This window comes from Acidaminococcus sp., assembly GCA_022482815.1.
Classification (GTDB): Bacteria; Bacillota; Negativicutes; order Acidaminococcales; family Acidaminococcaceae; genus Acidaminococcus.
In genome coordinates, this window is record JAKVOM010000001.1 from 556,590 (window position 1) to 573,348 (window position 16,759).

General features: G+C 50.0%; 12 protein-coding genes. 2 read left to right on the forward strand and 10 right to left on the reverse strand.

Annotated features, from left to right (window positions below):
* Positions 1-284: 284 nt before the first annotated feature.
* The 10 genes from LKE33_02450 to LKE33_02495 all read right to left on the reverse strand — a co-directional run bounded on the left by LKE33_02450 (position 285) and on the right by LKE33_02495 (position 10,934).
* Positions 285-1,505 carry an MFS transporter gene (locus LKE33_02450; GenBank protein ID MCH3949787.1) on the reverse strand — a complete coding sequence of 407 codons (1,221 nt, stop codon included), beginning with the start codon at positions 1,503-1,505 and terminating at the stop codon, positions 285-287.
* Positions 1,506-1,943: 438 nt separating this feature from the next.
* On the reverse strand, positions 1,944-3,296 hold the full coding sequence (brnQ, locus tag LKE33_02455; GenBank protein ID MCH3949788.1) for a branched-chain amino acid transport system II carrier protein: 1,353 nt from the start codon (positions 3,294-3,296) through the stop codon (positions 1,944-1,946).
* A 90-nt stretch (positions 3,297-3,386) separates the two neighbouring features.
* A complete protein-coding gene (locus LKE33_02460; protein MCH3949789.1) occupies positions 3,387-4,142 on the reverse strand; it encodes an SDR family oxidoreductase in 756 nt (251 codons plus the stop codon).
* An 84-nt stretch (positions 4,143-4,226) separates the two neighbouring features.
* Complete coding sequence (locus LKE33_02465; protein ID MCH3949790.1) at positions 4,227-4,424, reverse strand: cold shock domain-containing protein; 198 nt, start codon at positions 4,422-4,424, stop codon at positions 4,227-4,229.
* A gap of 288 nt (positions 4,425-4,712) precedes the next feature.
* Positions 4,713-5,018, reverse strand: coding sequence for a GIY-YIG nuclease family protein (locus tag LKE33_02470; protein ID MCH3949791.1), 306 nt, complete (start codon positions 5,016-5,018; stop codon positions 4,713-4,715).
* Positions 5,019-5,483, reverse strand: a complete 465-nt coding sequence (locus LKE33_02475) for a peptidylprolyl isomerase (protein ID MCH3949792.1) — start codon at positions 5,481-5,483, stop codon at positions 5,019-5,021.
* A gap of 133 nt (positions 5,484-5,616) precedes the next feature.
* Positions 5,617-6,630, reverse strand: a complete 1,014-nt coding sequence (locus LKE33_02480) for a DUF4163 domain-containing protein (protein MCH3949793.1) — start codon at positions 6,628-6,630, stop codon at positions 5,617-5,619.
* Positions 6,623-7,483 carry an FAD-dependent oxidoreductase gene (locus tag LKE33_02485; GenBank protein ID MCH3949794.1) on the reverse strand — a complete coding sequence of 287 codons (861 nt, stop codon included), beginning with the start codon at positions 7,481-7,483 and terminating at the stop codon, positions 6,623-6,625. Before LKE33_02485 ends, LKE33_02480 begins: the two co-directional genes overlap by 8 nt.
* A gap of 302 nt (positions 7,484-7,785) precedes the next feature.
* Positions 7,786-8,745, reverse strand: coding sequence for a M23 family metallopeptidase (locus tag LKE33_02490; GenBank protein MCH3949795.1), 960 nt, complete (start codon positions 8,743-8,745; stop codon positions 7,786-7,788).
* Between the two features lie 581 nt (positions 8,746-9,326).
* Entirely contained in the window at positions 9,327-10,934 is a 1,608-nt protein-coding gene (locus LKE33_02495; protein MCH3949796.1) for a polysaccharide biosynthesis protein, read from the reverse strand.
* 399 nt (positions 10,935-11,333) lie between these two features.
* On the opposite strand from LKE33_02495, the gene LKE33_02500 reads away from it, so the two are divergent.
* Positions 11,334-15,617, forward strand: a complete 4,284-nt coding sequence (locus tag LKE33_02500) for an acyl-CoA dehydratase activase-related protein (protein MCH3949797.1) — start codon at positions 11,334-11,336, stop codon at positions 15,615-15,617.
* A gap of 313 nt (positions 15,618-15,930) precedes the next feature.
* Complete coding sequence (locus LKE33_02505) at positions 15,931-16,686, forward strand: SDR family NAD(P)-dependent oxidoreductase (protein ID MCH3949798.1); 756 nt, start codon at positions 15,931-15,933, stop codon at positions 16,684-16,686.
* Positions 16,687-16,759 lie beyond the last annotated feature (73 nt).

The following is a 16,759-nucleotide window of genomic DNA, read 5'->3' on the forward strand; positions in this document are numbered from 1 at the left end:
ACTGCTAAATTTAGGTTTTATTTCTTCTATACTGGTTAAATGCTGCTTCATTCTGTTGCAGGTGGAGCTATGTACTGCATGCCAAATGCCGTTATGAAGCACTTTTCCGCTGCGGCTAGCTGCTACAGGCTATCTGCCTTGGGCTTTACCAAACAATCTGCCCGCACGGATGTACTAGCCACTAGACACTAGCCACTACCCACTCTGCCGAAGGCCATGCCAAAAGCGCTTTTTATTTTTTGATGGCGCCTTTTACAGCCGCTTTCCCGGCTGCACGACTTTCATCATTTCTCATAAGCAGCTTTTGAAGCAATATATAGTGGTATAGCTGCCAATTGGGTAATGACGGATACCGCAGCCATGAGAGGCAGACTGATATCATAGAGCGCGCCGAGAACCCAGCTTCCGAGGAACCAGAAAATTCCGAAGGAAAATTCAAAAATGCCATACCCCGTCGCCCGGCTGGCTTTTGGGACAATCCTGCTGACCGCTGCTTTCAGGATGGATTCCTGAGCTCCCATACCGACACCCCAGAGGGCAATTCCCACGTAGAGGGCTGGAAGCGAATGGCAAAGGAAAATCAGGATGCCAAAAGGAGCAGAAAGAAGCGTGGACCAGACGAGCGCCTGCGTTCCTTTACGGTCAAAGAGAAATCCGAAAAATAAGGCGGCAACCGCATCAACCAGCATGGCACCCGCATACAGCAGCGGAAGGTCATTATCCGGGAGCAGCGCTCCGGCCCCGGCACCAAAACCGGTGTAAGTCCGAGTTACATGCATTAAGATCAGGGAGTAGTCAATGAATCCGAAAGCAAAGAGACTGATGCCGGCAATGTAAAAGATGAACTGCTTTTTCATGGTAAAAGGAACGTATTCCTTGGGCGCAGGCTCAAAGTTTTCGGGATTCGGGAATTTTTGTCTGGTCAGGAACAAAGAAAGCAGTGTCAGTGCACCGGGAATGGCCAGGACAGCGAAGCAGAATCTATACTTGTCATAAGGGGCGGCGCCTGCTTTATAGCTCATAGAAAAATAGAGCAGCACCGGACCAAGAAATGCTCCGATCTGGTCAAGCAGTTCCTGGATGCCAAAGCTTTTACCTTCTCCAAGCTGGGTAGCCGCAAAAGACATAATCGTGTCCTTGGATGGTTTCTTGATAGCCTTGCCCGTGCGCTGAATGATTAACAGCGCGCAGGCCGCAACCCAGCCGTGCTCCCCTACAAGGGCCAGTGCGGGAACGGCAAGTACATCGATGATATATCCGGCAAGGCAGAGCGGCCAGTATTGCCTGGTGCGGTCAGCAAGTCTGCCGAAAACGAAGCGCAGGGAATACCCCGCCAGTTCCCCCAACCCTGAAATAAATCCAATGGTTGAGGCAGAAGCCCCCAGAAGTGTCAGATAAGCACCCCGGATACTGGAAGCGCCTTCATGGGTCATATCTGAAAGCAGACTGACAATCCCAAACAGCAGAATAAAGGTGGCCGCCGGAGATAATTTCTTCTTGTTCACCGTAAATCACTTCCTTAACATGCTGATTCAAATTAAGTATATCATGAGGCAAAGAAGGAAGGATGAAAGGGAGAATAAAGTTTATAAGAAATTTATGAACGAGCTTCACGCTTTCCGCGGCTTGGTGTGCTCGCCGTCCGCAGCCTGCCTGTGGAAGAAAAATGACCTTTCATTAAACCAAACCGTCAGGTTGGGTATTCCTTTGAGACCTCCTTCCACGCAGTCGGAAGGAGGAGGCCACGAAGTGGCGGAAGATAGTACCAGTCCAATGCTAAATGCCATAAGCAAAAGGCTAAAAGCACCTTTTTAAAATAAAACCTGAAATTTAGGTTATCTGCTAAATTTCAGGTTTTATTTTCTATTTTACTTGCATCAAAAGTCCTGCCACACTGCTGCAGACAAGGCTAAACGCCATATGCCAAAAGCCAAATGCGCTTTTTATTTTTTCAGCGGTCTTACTCCCGTTGCTTTAACAATCGCAAGGGCAATGACAATACCAAGAAGGCTCGGCAATATCCAGGCCATACCAGAACTGGAAAGAGGCAGCATAGCATGAAATTTCAGGATGGCAGAGCCAATGCTGCTGGTTTTTACGCTTTCAGGCAGGACGCTTACGGCGTCACCAATAGCAGCCAGCGTCGTAAGTGCGGCCGGCCACTGATAAATCCTGCGGTCATTTTTGAAGAAAAAGGCCACGTAGGTAGAAATAATCAAAGCAATGGCCAAAGGATACGTAAACATCAAGACCGGAATGGCAAGTGCAATAATCTGTGTCAGTCCCACATTGGCCACAAAGAAAGAAAAACCGGCCATCAAATAGCAGTACTTTTTAAAACTCAGACTATGCGGAAACGCCGTGGCAAAAGCTTCAGAACAGGATGTTACGAGCCCGATAGCCGTCTTAAGGCAGGCCAGCGTAACGATGACAGCCTGCAGCAGCATGCCCAGAGGGCCAAAGAAAAACTGCGCGATTTCAGCAAGGGCAATCCCACCGTTGGATGAAATGCTGAGCCGGCCGAGACTTGTAGCCCCCAGCCAGGTAATAGCCGTATAAATCACTGTCATACAGGCCATGACAATGAGTCCGATTTTAAAGATATCCCGTGCCATGATGACGGGATCTGTCACGCCCAGACGCTGGACGGTCTGAATCACCACAATGGCAAAGGCGAGGATGGCCAGCACGTCCATCGTATTATAGCCCTCTTTGAATCCTGTAATATACGGATGGGCCGCATAAGCATCCTGTGGTACAAAATCAGCGAAATTCCCCATGGGATGAATAAGCGCTACCGCAACCAAGATGGCCAGGAAAATCAAAAAAGCAGGATTTAAAAATTTCCCGATATAGACAACTAGTTTAGAAGGTTTCAGCCCCATCACAAGGGCAATCAGCATAAAGATACCCGTGAAAATGGCCATGACAACAGGTTGACTTTCCGGAGAAACAAACGGTGCCACCCCGATTTGGAACGATACGGAAGCGGTTCTGGGGAGCGCAAAACAGGGTCCGATGGTCAGATAGAGCATAATGATAAAAATCTTGGAATAAAGCGGATGCACCCGATTGGCCAGATCCTGCACACTGACAGCACCGGAAATCCCGAGAGCAATTAGGCCGATAATCGGCATAAAGACCCCCGTGGAAATAAATCCCCAGTTAGCCAGCCAGAAGTTGGATCCTGCAAGCTGACCCATATGCACCGGAAAAATCAGGTTTCCGGCGCCGAACATCATCCCAAAGAGCATGGACCCGATAAAGATGGCCTGTGAACGTGTTAGTCTGTTCATTACTACAACTCCTTAATGCATAAATATAATTATAAAAAAATCCCCTCATGGAACTTGTGCTATTTTGATGTTGTCTTTTTATGTATTTTATTATTTTGCGGTAAGCCCACCGTCTGCCGAAAGGATACTTCCCGTCATAAAGCCATTTTGCGGCGATAAAACCGAACAAATGATATGTGCAATTTCCTCCGGTTTTCCGATACGTCCTAAAGGATATACAGAAGCCATCTCCTCCCGCGTATATCCGCCGGCCTTGAGCTGCGCCTCCACAAGAGGTGTATCCACATCACCAGGGCAAATGCAGTTGACGCGAATCCGCGGTGCCAGATCCAGTGCCGCAGCCCGCGTAAAGGCAGCCACAGCGCCTTTAGCAGCCGCGTACACGGCACAGCCGTAATTTCCCTCCAGCGCCGCGTCAGAAGCAATATTGACAATGGCCGGCTGGCGGTCACTGAAAAGAGGCAGACAGTACTTTGTCAGAAATATCGTGCTTTTCACGTTAGCACTCATTTCTTCATCATAATCCTTTTCAGTAAGATTGTCGATACTCTGTTCCCGGTACAAGCCTGCACTGTTCACCAGGAAATCAATCTTCCCCACACGATTGGCCACGGCTTCAGCGAGCCGGTGACAGCCTTCCACCGTGCTCACATCAGCCTGGATATATTCAGCCTGCCCGCGCCGGTTCTGCAGCTTCTGAAGGGCCGCTTCCCCTTTCTTTGCACTGCGCCCTGCCAAAAATACATGGGCTCCGTCTGCCGTAAGAAGCGCCGCGCACGCGAGTCCGATACCGGACGTCCCGCCCGTAATGATGCCGACCCGTCCTTCCATTCCATATGCGTTCATCCTGCATTCCTTTCAAAAATACGAAAAAAAGGCGTTCCCCAGGGAAACGCCTTTTCTTGTTGTTCCTTCAGATACTTATATATCTTACAGCTTAACAACGTTTGCAGCTTGTTCACCACGGTTGCCTTCGACTACGTCGAATTCTACAGCCTGGCCTTCTTCCAAGGTCTTGAAGCCTTCGCCCTGGATTGCGGAGAAGTGAACAAATACGTCGCCGCCGTCCTCGCGTTCAATAAAACCATAACCCTTTTCAGCATTAAACCATTTAACCTTGCCAGTCATTTCACTTGGCCTCCTAAAAAATATTGCGAAAAACCACACAAAACGTATGTCATACTTTACGTTGAACATTCATTAAGTCCGCTTTTTCTGTCGCCTATTTTAGCATATCCCTGAACCTTTTACAAGCAAATTGTCCGAGATTTCCCAATTTATCGGAATAAAATTATGTACAGATTTATACCCTATATTGTGCCGATTGGATACCGTGTATTCAAAAAAGAAGCCTTGCTGCAAAAAAAGATCCTTTCTGCCGCATTTAGGAGAAAGGATCGCTGAAAAGTGTAAGCTTTACTTTATTTCTGACCCGGCACCATTCTTTTTAGGGGAAACCGGCGCAGGCAGCGTACCTGTAAAATGAGCCACCATGTCTTCTTTTTGTGTCTTCGTCAACTGTTTGATGGCATATTCCCGTTTCAGTGCCGCGCTCTTATCGGGAAGGCTCTCATAATAAACCATACTGACAGCCTTGAATCCCCGCGTGTAACGCGCGCCTTTCCCCGACTGATGAGCTTTCAGGCGAGCTGCCAGGTCAGTGGTCCACCCTGTATATAAATGGCCGTTGGCGCACCTCACCATGTAAACGTACGCAGTCATTTACTTGACGATTTCCACCTTGGTCATGACAACGTCCTTCAGCGGGCGGTCCGAAAAATCTGTCGGCGTAGAACCGATTTTATGAACAACGTCCATTCCTTCGACGATTTTACCGAAAATGGCATGATGGCCATCCAGCCACGGCGTCGGTACCAGTGTAATAAAGAACTGGCTGCCGCCCGTATTCGGGCCTGCATTGGCCATGGAAAGAATGCCCTCGCTGTCGTGCTTCAGGCCAGGACCGAATTCATCATCAATTTCATAGCCGGGGCCGCCCATACCCGTGCCGGTCGGATCTCCGCCCTGAATCATGAAATCATCAATGACGCGGTGGAAAATAATGCCGTCGTAGAAACCCTTTTCCACAAGGTCAATGAAATTGCCGGCTGTTTTCGGAGCTTTGTCCTCGAACAGTTCAGCTGTGAAATCGCCCAGCGTTGTCGTAAACTTTACCTTTCTGTTCATGCTGCACCTCACTATTAAGAATTAAAAGACGTGGCGTACAAACCGCCGGCTGCAGGTCGGACTGAAGTCAGCAGCATCCGCCGCGTGAAACAATAAAAGGACAATCAAAACCGCTGCAAAAAAGCTGTTTTTCTCAATATTCCCTGATTACAAGGGAAGAAAGTTCCAGGGGGACGCGGCCCGGTTCCGGCTCCTGGCGGGAAGCCAGAAGGAAAAGTTGTCCCTTTTCATCTACATAAAAGTTCTCTTCATCCATCTGGGCTTCTTCCCCCAGGGAAGAAAGCATCTGACGGACGGTTTCATTCTGACCCGAACCGATGAAATCCTGCAGCGTCATCCGGCGTCCGGTATGCAGATCAAAGACCATGCCGTAACGGATATCGGTCATGGCAGCGGTCATGATTTTGGGATCGGCACCTCCCCATAATGGAGAGATGAACACGTATTTTTTGACGTTTTTCCAGTATTCCGTGTTGTTGATATCAGACACAGGATACGCGCGGAAACGAATCGGAGGACCCGAAAAGACGAGACTCAGGATGCCCTGCCGATTATACGTGACCCGGCATCCCAGATCGCTGCCCACCGGTCCCGTTACAAAACGGTACACTTCCAAATAGTTATCCAGCGCTTTGTTGATTTTTTCCTGTACTTCCGGAGCTACGCCGCCCGTAATGCGCGGGTAGGTACTGCGGTATACTTTATCCGTCTCCTCAAGACCGGGATTAAGCGGCTTTCCGTCTTCATCAGTCGCTTTTTTTCCTCTATCCGGCATTGTGTACCATCCGGTGAGTCCGTCGCGCGTCGTCACCTTGGCCCACTGCCGGCCGTTGATTTCCCGTTTTCCGTAAATCATACCCTGGCTCCCTGCCGGTACATCCCGTACCAGCGTTTCCGGGGAAATTTCCGGAAGGCGATATAAATAACCGCCGGAAAAAATTACGCGTTCCATTTTATGCTCCCGCGTCACAAACTCTATGCGGGCGCCCTGCTGCTGTTCTCCCGAAGCCTGCGTAGTAGTTTCCCGCTGCGTACTGATAGAAGGAACAAGCTTCGTATTTTCCTCAGCCTGCTTCTGTTTTGTTCCGCAGCCGGCGAGGGAAACGACCGCACACAGCAGCAGTCCTATGACAATTCGTTTATTCATTTTTTGCTTTCCTTAAATAATCTACGACACCGAAGACCGCCTTTTGGCCTTCTCCGGCCGCCTTATTGATCTGCCAGGGCTGACCTGCACAGTCTCCGGCCGCGAAAACGCCGGGCACGGAAGTCTGCTGGGCAGCGTCAATATGAATGTAATTGCCGTCCATGGCCAAATCCGGCAGCAAGCGGGAGACAGGATCCGTTTCCCGCAGCACAAAGAGACCATCCACAGCCGTTTCCTTATCACCGGCAGTGACAATCACCTGATTGCCTTCTTTGCGAACGGCAGTCGGAAGAGATTTTTCTACTGTCATATTTTGTGGTGCATCACCTGGCACGTCAAAGGAGATCCAGGCCGTACCCTGAGCAGCCAGCTTGGCCAGGAATACTACTTCCGGCCACATACTGGGAACCGTGCAAATGGCCCCTACTGTCTTTCCCTTGTAAAAGTTACCATCACAGGTGGCACAGTAACTGATTCCCTTCCCTAACAAGTCCTTTTCACCATCAAGGCCACGGGAATGAGGAACGCCGATAGCGAGGATAACGGTTTTTGCTTCATACATGCTGCCCGGTGTACCCAGATAGAAATGGTCATTCAGTGCCATTACATTCAGTACCTTTTCAGTAACCACCTTCGTGCCGGCTTCTTTCATCTGCTTGACGAAGATATTCATCAGGTCATTGCCGGACATGTCCGGAAGGCCCAGATAGTTTTTGATTTTTTGTGTTTTTCGCAGCGCCAGGGCAAAATCCCCGGGATCAAAGAGAATCGTCTTCAAATTCCGGTTGGCAGCCGTCACAGCGGCACTGCAGCCGGCGGGGCCGCCGCCGACGATAGCAATATCATAAATCATAAAGCATGACTCCTTTTCGGTGAACAAGCAGGAAGAACTTTCCTGCATTCTTTGTATTATAGCATATTGGCAGATAGCCGATGGCAGATTGCAGATAGCTGCCAGAGCGAAAGAACTAAAAGCGCCTTTAGCCTTTAGTAAGTAGGGGCAAGGGCGGCCTGACGATTTGCCGGCTGTTCCTTTTATTCTACTTTATATGTCAAGGCGGAACTCTCGTTTTTCCTCGATTCAACAACTCCCAAGCAAACAAATACCGCGGGAACCCCTTTCTCTTAAGGGAATTCCCACGGTATTACAACATATTAATGACTTGTTCTTGTCGGGGCTGTAAATTGGAGCGGATTTACGGTAGACCCACCTTCGCGCATCTCAAAATGCAGATGCGGACCCGTGCTGTAACCGCTGCTTCCTACGTAACCGATAACCTGACCGCGCGTTACACGCTGTCCGGGAGCCACGGCGATGGCACTCATATGACCGTAACAAGTCGTCATCCCGTCACCATGGTCGATACTGACAAAACGCCCATAGCCGCCGTTCCATGCTGCCTGCTGCACCACACCGGTTGCCGAAGCTTTGACAGGCGTACCGAATTCGGCCGCAATATCCACCCCCGCATGATTTTCAGCTCCGCCGCCGAAAGGATCTGCACGCAGTCCGTAAAAAGAGCTGATTTCACCGCCGTCAAGCGGCCATGCATAGGTTCCATCTCCACTGGAGGACAATGCCAGCAGCATATTGCTCAGATTCTCCTTCTTGTAGGCCAGTTTCTTCCAATTAATCTCATCCTGGACTTCCAGCACCGTAAGTGCATCGGCCGTAGAAGGACCGCCTTTGCCGTCCTGGTCAAGGCGCTGTGATTCCGCGTCCACATTCTGTTCCGAAACAGCAACGCCCTCTTTTTTCAGCTTGTCGCGAACCAATGCCTCGAGTTTGGAGACCTGAGACAATTCGCGCTGCAGCTTCTCGTTATTATCCATCAGCTTGGCCAGCCGCTCGGTGTAAACACCATAATCGGCACGATAATTCTGAAGTTCCTGCTGCTCCTCGTAGGCCCGTACCAAAAGACCGGAGCAGACGGCAAGTGCCATGACGCATACTGCGAATACACCCAGGAAGGCGCCGACAGCGCGCGGCCCAAGGCTCAGTTCCTTGTCCTTGCCATCGCCGTCCTTCCAGGAAATCTTTGCATGCAGGGGACGCATTTCCGGCAGAGATTCCTTTACGGCGCTGAGCCGGTCTTTGATTTTTTCCTTATCCATACCAAAACTCCCGTTCTTACCAACACAACACTCAATCTATCTCGCATAAATCATAAATTTCTAAGCATTTTTTATATCACAGGAAAGGCTGAAATTCAAGAAATGTTCCAAAAATATCACATTCTAATAAACAGGGGCTGTGAAATAATGCATACGCGTTATTTCACAGTCCCTGTTACGCCGGTCGCAGGCCGGACTGAAGGAAGCAAACCCTATAGGGTTTGCAGAAGTGAAAAGAACGTCTTCCGCAGCCCACCTATGGTCGAACTTATAAAAATAGAATCTGAAATCCATGCTAACTACCCCTGAATTTCAGATTCTATCTGTTATTTTGTTCGGTTCAAAAGTTTCACCACATTGCTGCAAATAAAATTAAAGACATTTTTGATGCTTACGGCAACTGGCTGCAAAGCTTCGGCCAACTTCGTTGTCCGGCTTAAAGGCTACGGAAAACAACGCTATAGACTGCTCAAGCCGTCAGCTGCCTGCTTTAAGAATCCGCCAAAGAAAATGCACGCACTACAGTACTAACCACTACACACTAACCACTGTTATGCCAACAGCGCTTTTTTATCTTTGCATCAGTCTTTTATAAATCCCAATTTCCGTCCGAGTGTAATCATGCGGCGCCCGACGAAAGGAATCTGCTGAAGTTCTTCCACGGAAAGTGTCTTTAGCGCCAAAAGCATGAGGATATAGACCGGGATGGCAATCACAATAGAAAGAAGCAGTGCCATGCCGCCGCTGTGGACAAATTTCAATACAGCCACTACTGCCCCGCCCATGACAACCGCACAGGCAAGCGTTTTCACAAGTTGTTTGATTTCAATCGTAAAGGCCGTATATTTCTTGATGAAGAACAGGTTCAAAATTGCGGCAACGCCGATATCGGCAACCGTTGCCATGGAAGAACCACGGATGCCCAGGGAAGGCATAGCTGTCAGGTTCCAGTTCAGAAACACTTTGATAACTGCCGCAATAATCATATTGATGACAGGAATCCGGGTCTTGCCGAGTCCCTGCAGGATGCCCGTACTCACCTGATGGAGGCCCAGCAGGAAAATGGCCCAGCTCATTGTTTCAATAGCCGGTCCCGCATTCGGTGCATTGTAAATCAGGGCAGCTACCCGGCCGCCGAGAAGATGCAGCCCCACGCTGCAGGGAATCGTAATTACGGACGCTACGGTAAATGCCGTACTGACTTTGGAGCGGATTCCCGCATGATCACCCAGTGTCCGTGATTCACTGATAGCAGGCACCAGGCTGATGGAAAGAGCAGCCGTCAGGATAGTAGACATATTAATGAGCGGTACTGCCATGCCGGATAGATATCCGAAAAGCGTTGTGGCTTCCGGTACGGTATATCCTGCCACAAGCAGACGCTTCGGCACAATCATCATGTCGAGGTTCGAAACCACCGGAAGCATGAGGCTCGACATGGAAACCGGCAGTGCCAGCAGAATCAGGCGTTTCATGATGCTGACGGCGGATTCTTTTACCTTAGGCTCCGTATTGGCTCCGTCAGGGAAGAATTTCTTCTTAAGGCGCCAGTAAAAACCCAGCAGCACCAGAAGTCCGCAGAAAGCACCGGCTCCGGCACCCATACTGGCACCGGCTGCCGCATAAGTCAGGCCGTATGGCATCAGCAGGTAAGAGAAGGCGATCATCGTAATGACGCGGACGAGCTGCTCTGTTACTTCAGAGCAGGCGGTCGGCGTCATAATCTGCCAGCCCTGGAAGTATCCCCGGAAACTGGAGAGAAAAGTGACAAAGAAAACAGCCGGTGCGAGTGCAATAATAGAGTAATAGGCACGCGGGTCCGGAAGCAGTTTGACCAGCCATCCGGCTCCAAAAAACAGCACCATGGAGAAGAGAATGCCCGTAACAAGCAGCATTCGCAGTGAAACGTGAAAAACACGGCGGGCACCGCCGTAATCATCCTGAGCAACCTTTTCCGCAGTCACGATGGAAATAGCTACAGGAATACCGGCGGAAGAAACTGTAATCGCCATCAGATAAATCGGGAATCCCATCTGATAAAGGCCAATGCCTTCACCGCCCATAATGCGGGAAAGAATCACCCAGTTCAGCGCGCCGATTACCTTGACGACAATACTGGAAATCGTCAGGATCAATGTACCTTTGAGGAAATTTTTAGATCCGCTCGGCTTTGCCGTCGTTTCGTCCATTTAAGAAACCATCCTTTTATATATACTCGTATCAATCATATAATTAGATAATATCTCATTTTACCATGTTTAGCCGTGAAGGGAAAGTAGTTAGAACGGGTACCGGTCAGTTATCGGCACAAGTACCACAAATTTGCAGCAGGCCCGCGCTACCAATTGGCCGGACCAAATTGCAATGAATGCCCGCATCCGGTTTCTAAACTTTACTTTTATAAACTTAACCATGGATTTAACATAAAATTGCCGGAACAATTTTGCAGCCTCATTATGACTTGTGGCCTGCGGCCCGCATCCGGTGCCGTTTTTTATCAACTGTCTCCATTTTAATAACAGCTACCCTATTTGCAGATAGTATGATATAATGATATGTCAAGTTTATAAGTTTTACAGAGGTGTATCATGAGCACATTTAACATTGGGCTGGACATTGGTTCAACCACAGCTAAGATAGTGGTGCTTGACAACAAGAAGAATATGATTTTCTCCCGCTACAAGCGCCATCAGGCAAATGTCATGGCTGTACTGAAGGAAGAGCTCACGCACCTGCGTTCCCAGATTGGCGCTGCCAGCGTCAAACTGAAGGTCACGGGTTCCGTCGGCATGGGGATTGCCGAAAAATTTAAGCTCGCCTTCGAACAGGAAGTCATTGCTGCCACCAAATTTGTAAAGGAGAAATATCCGGAAGTCGCAACGCTGATCGATATCGGCGGTGAAGACGCTAAGATCGTCTACATCAGCCCGGACGGCAGCTGCGACCTCAGAATGAACGGCAACTGTGCCGGCGGTACCGGCGCTTTTCTTGACCAGATGGCCGTTCTTCTGGGCATCCCCGTGGAAGAGCTCAACGGACTGGCTGAAAAAGCGAAGACCGTTCATTACATTGCTTCCCGCTGCGGCGTATTTGCCAAGACGGATATCCAGAATCTCCTCAGCAAAAACGTAAGCCGCGAAGATATTGCGGCTTCCATTTTCCACGCCGTTGCCGTCCAGGTCATTACGACCTTATCCCACGGCTGCACCATCAAGCCGAAGATTCTGCTCTGCGGCGGTCCTCTGACCTTTATGCCGCGTCTGCGCAAGGCTCTGATGGATGCCCTGCAAATTCCTTATGCGGAATTCATCGTACCGGAAAACGCCAACCTGATTCCTGCCTATGGCACGGCACTCAGCGCGGCGGATGCTCCGACGACCAACCTGGATAAGATCCTGGACAAACTGAATTCCAATCAAGTCGACGTTTCGAATCTGAAGGACGTCATGCCTCCGATTTTCAAATCCCCTGAGGAGTATGAAGCCTGGAAGAAAGAAAAAGAAGCTGATTATATCGCCCTGACTCCGCTCACAGCAAATACCAAAGAGGTTTATATCGGAATCGACTCCGGTTCCACGACGACCAAGCTCGTTGCTACGGATAAGGAAGACCGCATCCTCTTTACTTATTATACGCATAACGACGGCAATCCTATCGGTGCCGTCCAGGAAGCCTTTGAGGCTTTCTACAAAAAGTGCCTGGAAGTCGATGCCAACCCGATTATCCTCGGCAGCTGTTCCACCGGTTACGGCGAGGACCTGATTAAAGCTGCCTTTAATCTCAATACCGGCATCATCGAGACCATTGCTCATTACCTGGCTGCCAAGAAAATCAACAACAAGGTTTCCTTTATCCTGGATATCGGCGGGCAGGACATGAAGGCCATCTTCGTGGATCACGGCGTTGTCAACCGCATGGAACTCAACGAATCCTGTTCCTCCGGCTGCGGCACGTTCCTCGAAACATTCGCCAAGGGCCTCAACTACAATATCAGCGACTTCGCCAAGCTGGCCTGCACGGCCAAACACCCGAGCGACCTCGGCACGCGCTGCACTGTATTTATGAATTCCAAGGTGAAGCAGAGCCTGCGTGAAGGCGTGACCAACGCCGATATTTCTGCCGGTCTCGCTTATTCTGTGGTCCGCAACTGCCTCTACAAAGTCCTGAAGATGAGAAACACGAAGGAACTGGGGACGGAAATCGTCCTGCAGGGCGGTACCATGAAAAATGATGCCGTCGTCCGTGCTTTCGAGATTCTTACGGGCGTCAAAGTGCACCGCAGCAACATCCCTGAAATCATGGGTGCTTACGGCTGCGCGCTCTTTGCCAAGACGAAGGCAGCCGGCCAGGCTACGCTGGATGACATGATCCACGTTGCTTCTCATACGGATTCCCAGCTGCAGTGCCATGGCTGCGAAAACAACTGCCTCATTCAGAAATACCAATTCAGCAACGGCAGTGTGTACTTCTCCGGCAACAAGTGCGAAAAGTTCTTTACGAACAACGGGGACGATGTCGTTCCCGGTAAAAATATCTATGGCTACAAGTATGACCTGCTCTTCAACCGTCCGATTAACGAGGAAGCAGAACGGGCCATCGGGATTCCCCGCTGCCTCAATATGTACGAGGATTATCCTTTCTGGCATGCCCTCTTTACGGCCTGCGGTCTCAAAGTCGTGCTGTCCGATCCGTCCACGCTGAAAATGTACGAATCGGGACTGCATGATGTCATGAGCGATAATATCTGCTTCCCGGCCAAGCTGGTTCACGGACATATCCTGAACCTCATCAAGAAGCGCGTCAACCGGATTTTCATGCCTTACGTCATTTATGAACGTCAGGATGATAAACGTCAGCTCAACAGCTACAACTGCCCTGTCGTTTCCGGCTATTCCGATGTGATTAAGAGCGTTACCAATACGGATATTCCGATTGATTCTCCTCCCATCAACTTCCAGGACACGGGCATGCTGAAAAAGCAGCTCCGCAAATACCTGAGCTATATCGGGTTTGACCGCTTTACGGCCGATAAAGCCATCAAAGCCGGCATGAAAGCGATGGAAGAATACCGCAAAAAGATTCGGGAAAAGAATGAGGAAATTCTCGAAGACAGCCGCAAGAACGGCAAGCTGACCATTCTGCTCGCCGGCCGTCCTTACCATACGGATCCTCTGATTCAGCACAAGCTCAGCGATACGGTAGCAGCCATGGGCATCAACGTCGTCAATGAAGACCTTGTCCGCGATAACACTCAGATCGAAATCAACGATACCTATCTGACAAAACAGTGGGCTTATATCAACCGTATCCTGAAAGCGGCTGACTGGGTAGCGCGTCAGGACAATACGGTTCACTTCATGGAAATGACATCTTTTGGCTGCGGCCCTGATGCCTTCCTGCAGGATGAAATCCGCACGCTGCTGCAGCGCCACGGCAAAGCACTGACGCTCCTTAAGATTGACGATGTCTCCAATATCGGCTCGCTGAAACTCCGCGTCCGTTCCGTCGTAGAAAGCATTCGTTACAACAACCGCACGAACGTCAAGGTAGTTCCTTTTGTCGATACGCCGAGATTCGAAAAATCTATGAAGGACTACACCATTCTGGTGCCTTACTTCACGTCAACTTTGTCTCCGCTCATTCCTTCCGTAATGAAGATTCTGGGCTATCACGTAGAAACGCTGCCGCAGAGCACCGGTATTTCCGCGGATCTTGGCCTGAAGTTTGCCAATAACGAAGTCTGCTACCCGGCCACCCTGGTCGTCGGTGACTTCCTCGAAGCACTGCGTTCTGGCAAGTATGACGTGAACAAGACTGCAGTGGCCATTACCCAGACGGGCGGCCAGTGCCGTGCTTCCAACTACTTTGGCCTGATTAAGCACGCTCTCGTCGCAGCTGGTTTCAAGAATGTTCCGGTCATTTCCGTTGCTACGAGCGAAAGCATCAAGAACAACCAGCCCGGCTTCAAGATCAACTGGCTGAAGATCGGCAAGATTACGGTCAATACCATTCTCTTCTCCGACTGCCTGGCAAAACTCTACAATGCTACGCGCGTCCGCGAAACGAAGGCAGGCATTGCAGATAAATTGCGTGATAAATACCTCGAACTGGCCCAGAAACAAATTGAAGCCAATAGTTCCAAAGGTCTTCTCAAGGTGCTGAAACAGGCTGTTGCTGAATTTACGGATGCAGCTAAGCCAAACGTCCATCTGCCGCGGGTCGGTATTGTCGGTGAAATCTACCTGAAATTCAATGCGTTTGCTCACAAGAACATTACGAGCTGGCTCATGGATCACCGCATCGAAGTAATGCCGCCGCTGATGACGCCATTCTTCATGCAGGCGTTCGTCAACCGTCTGACCAACTATAAGTTCCACCTGAAGCGGGATAAACTGCCGAGCCTCCTGGTTGACTTTGTCTACCTCAAGATTGTGAAGCAGATTGACAGAGTGAATAAGATCTGCTCTGCCTTCCCGTACTTCACGCCGTTTGAAGATATCTACGAAATGGCAAACGACGGCAAACAAATCATCAACATGGCTGCTCAGTTTGGCGAAGGCTGGCTCCTGCCGGCTGAGGTCGTCGGTTTTGCCAAGTCCGGCATCTACAACGTGATCAGTCTGCAGCCCTTCGGCTGCATTGCCAACCACATCATCGCCAAGGGCATTGAAAAGAAAGTGAAGACGATGTATCCGCAGATGAACCTGCTGAGCCTTGACTTCGACAGCGGTGTCAGCGACGTCAACGTGGCAAACCGTCTGATTCTGTTCGTTGAAAATATCCGTGCTGACGGCAAGACTCCGGATGTTCCGAAACGGAAGACACACCATGAAAGCCGGGATAACGAAATGCGCCGTGAAATTATGGTGTGATAAAAAAGAGGCTGTGGAGAAATGGAAAACCATTTCTTCACAGCCTCTTTTTCGCAGGTCGCAGGTCGCGTGTCGCTAGTCGCAATTGGAAACAAAATTGCCGAGGCAATTTTGCAATGAATTTATAAAAGCAGCGTACTTAAATTCTAGTTAAATGCCGAAAATCGATTTTTTGCTTTTTCATAGCTCTTTTTTTAACTCAAAGCTTAGGATCTGTATTATATTTAATGTGTAGAAGAAATCTCATGAGATTTGTAAAGTCTGTCATCCACGACGTGAAAACATTTCTTGTCAGGAAAGGAGGGAGCATGACATGAAAGTTGCCATCATTACCGGAGCTTCCGGCGGCCTTGGAAAGGCGCTAGCCAAGTCCTTGTCCGAAACCGGAGAAGCACTTGAATTCTGGCTGCTTGGCCGGGACAAAGAAAAGCTTGAAAACACTGCTCAAAAGCTCGGCACGAAGGTCCGCTTCCTGACACTCGATCTGGCTGATGCTTCATGGGAACAAACCATGCAGCATATACTTCAAAGTGAAAAACCACAGATTGCCTGGCTCATCAATAACGCCGGGTTCGGTTATTTTGGAAATTTCAGTGAAGAACCGCGCGGGCACGCCGGCCGCATGGCCGATGTGGACTTTGCTGCTCCAATCCGGCTGTGTGCCCTCTGTCTCCCTTATATGGCCGCCGGATCCCATATTGTAAACGTCTGCTCTGTAGCCGGGTTCCTGCCGCTGCCGCAAATGGCCGTTTACAGCGGTGCCAAGGCGGGACTGCTGCACTTTACGCAGGCCCTTGCCGCCGAACTGAAGCCAAACGGAATCAGCGTCACAGCACTCTGTCCCTACTGGATCGGCGATACCGGTTTTATCCCGTCTCTCGGCACGAAACCGCACCTCAATCTGTGGGGAACGCTGCCGGCGGAAGAAGTGGCCCGCCGCGGCATTCTGGGGGCCCGCAAAGGCGAAACCATTGTCACGCCGGGATGGTTAGCAACAATATGCCGCATAGGCACATCACTGCTGCCTCTGCCGGTGCTGCTGAAAATACGGGATATATGGAAGGCGTAGAGTTCCCAGAGAAGTATGGTGCGACGGCTTGAGTTATGAGTTTTGAGTTGTAAGAATAACAACAGCAAAAAAA

Excerpts from the sequence above, each read along its gene's own strand:
- brnQ (MCH3949788.1), bottom strand. The coding sequence starts at position 3,296 with ATGAACAGACTAACACGTTCACAGGCCATCTTTATCGGGTCCATGCTC.
- LKE33_02460 (MCH3949789.1), bottom strand. The coding sequence starts at position 4,142 with ATGAACGCATATGGAATGGAAGGACGGGTCGGCATCATTACGGGCGGG.
- LKE33_02465 (MCH3949790.1), bottom strand. The coding sequence starts at position 4,424 with ATGACTGGCAAGGTTAAATGGTTTAATGCTGAAAAGGGTTATGGTTTT.
- LKE33_02470 (MCH3949791.1), bottom strand. The coding sequence starts at position 5,018 with ATGACTGCGTACGTTTACATGGTGAGGTGCGCCAACGGCCATTTATAT.
- LKE33_02475 (MCH3949792.1), bottom strand. The coding sequence starts at position 5,483 with ATGAACAGAAAGGTAAAGTTTACGACAACGCTGGGCGATTTCACAGCT.
- LKE33_02480 (MCH3949793.1), bottom strand. The coding sequence starts at position 6,630 with ATGAATAAACGAATTGTCATAGGACTGCTGCTGTGTGCGGTCGTTTCC.
- LKE33_02485 (MCH3949794.1), bottom strand. The coding sequence starts at position 7,483 with ATGATTTATGATATTGCTATCGTCGGCGGCGGCCCCGCCGGCTGCAGT.
- LKE33_02490 (MCH3949795.1), bottom strand. The coding sequence starts at position 8,745 with ATGGATAAGGAAAAAATCAAAGACCGGCTCAGCGCCGTAAAGGAATCT.
- LKE33_02495 (MCH3949796.1), bottom strand. The coding sequence starts at position 10,934 with ATGGACGAAACGACGGCAAAGCCGAGCGGATCTAAAAATTTCCTCAAA.
- LKE33_02500 (MCH3949797.1), top strand. The coding sequence starts at position 11,334 with ATGAGCACATTTAACATTGGGCTGGACATTGGTTCAACCACAGCTAAG.
- LKE33_02505 (MCH3949798.1), top strand. The coding sequence starts at position 15,931 with ATGAAAGTTGCCATCATTACCGGAGCTTCCGGCGGCCTTGGAAAGGCG.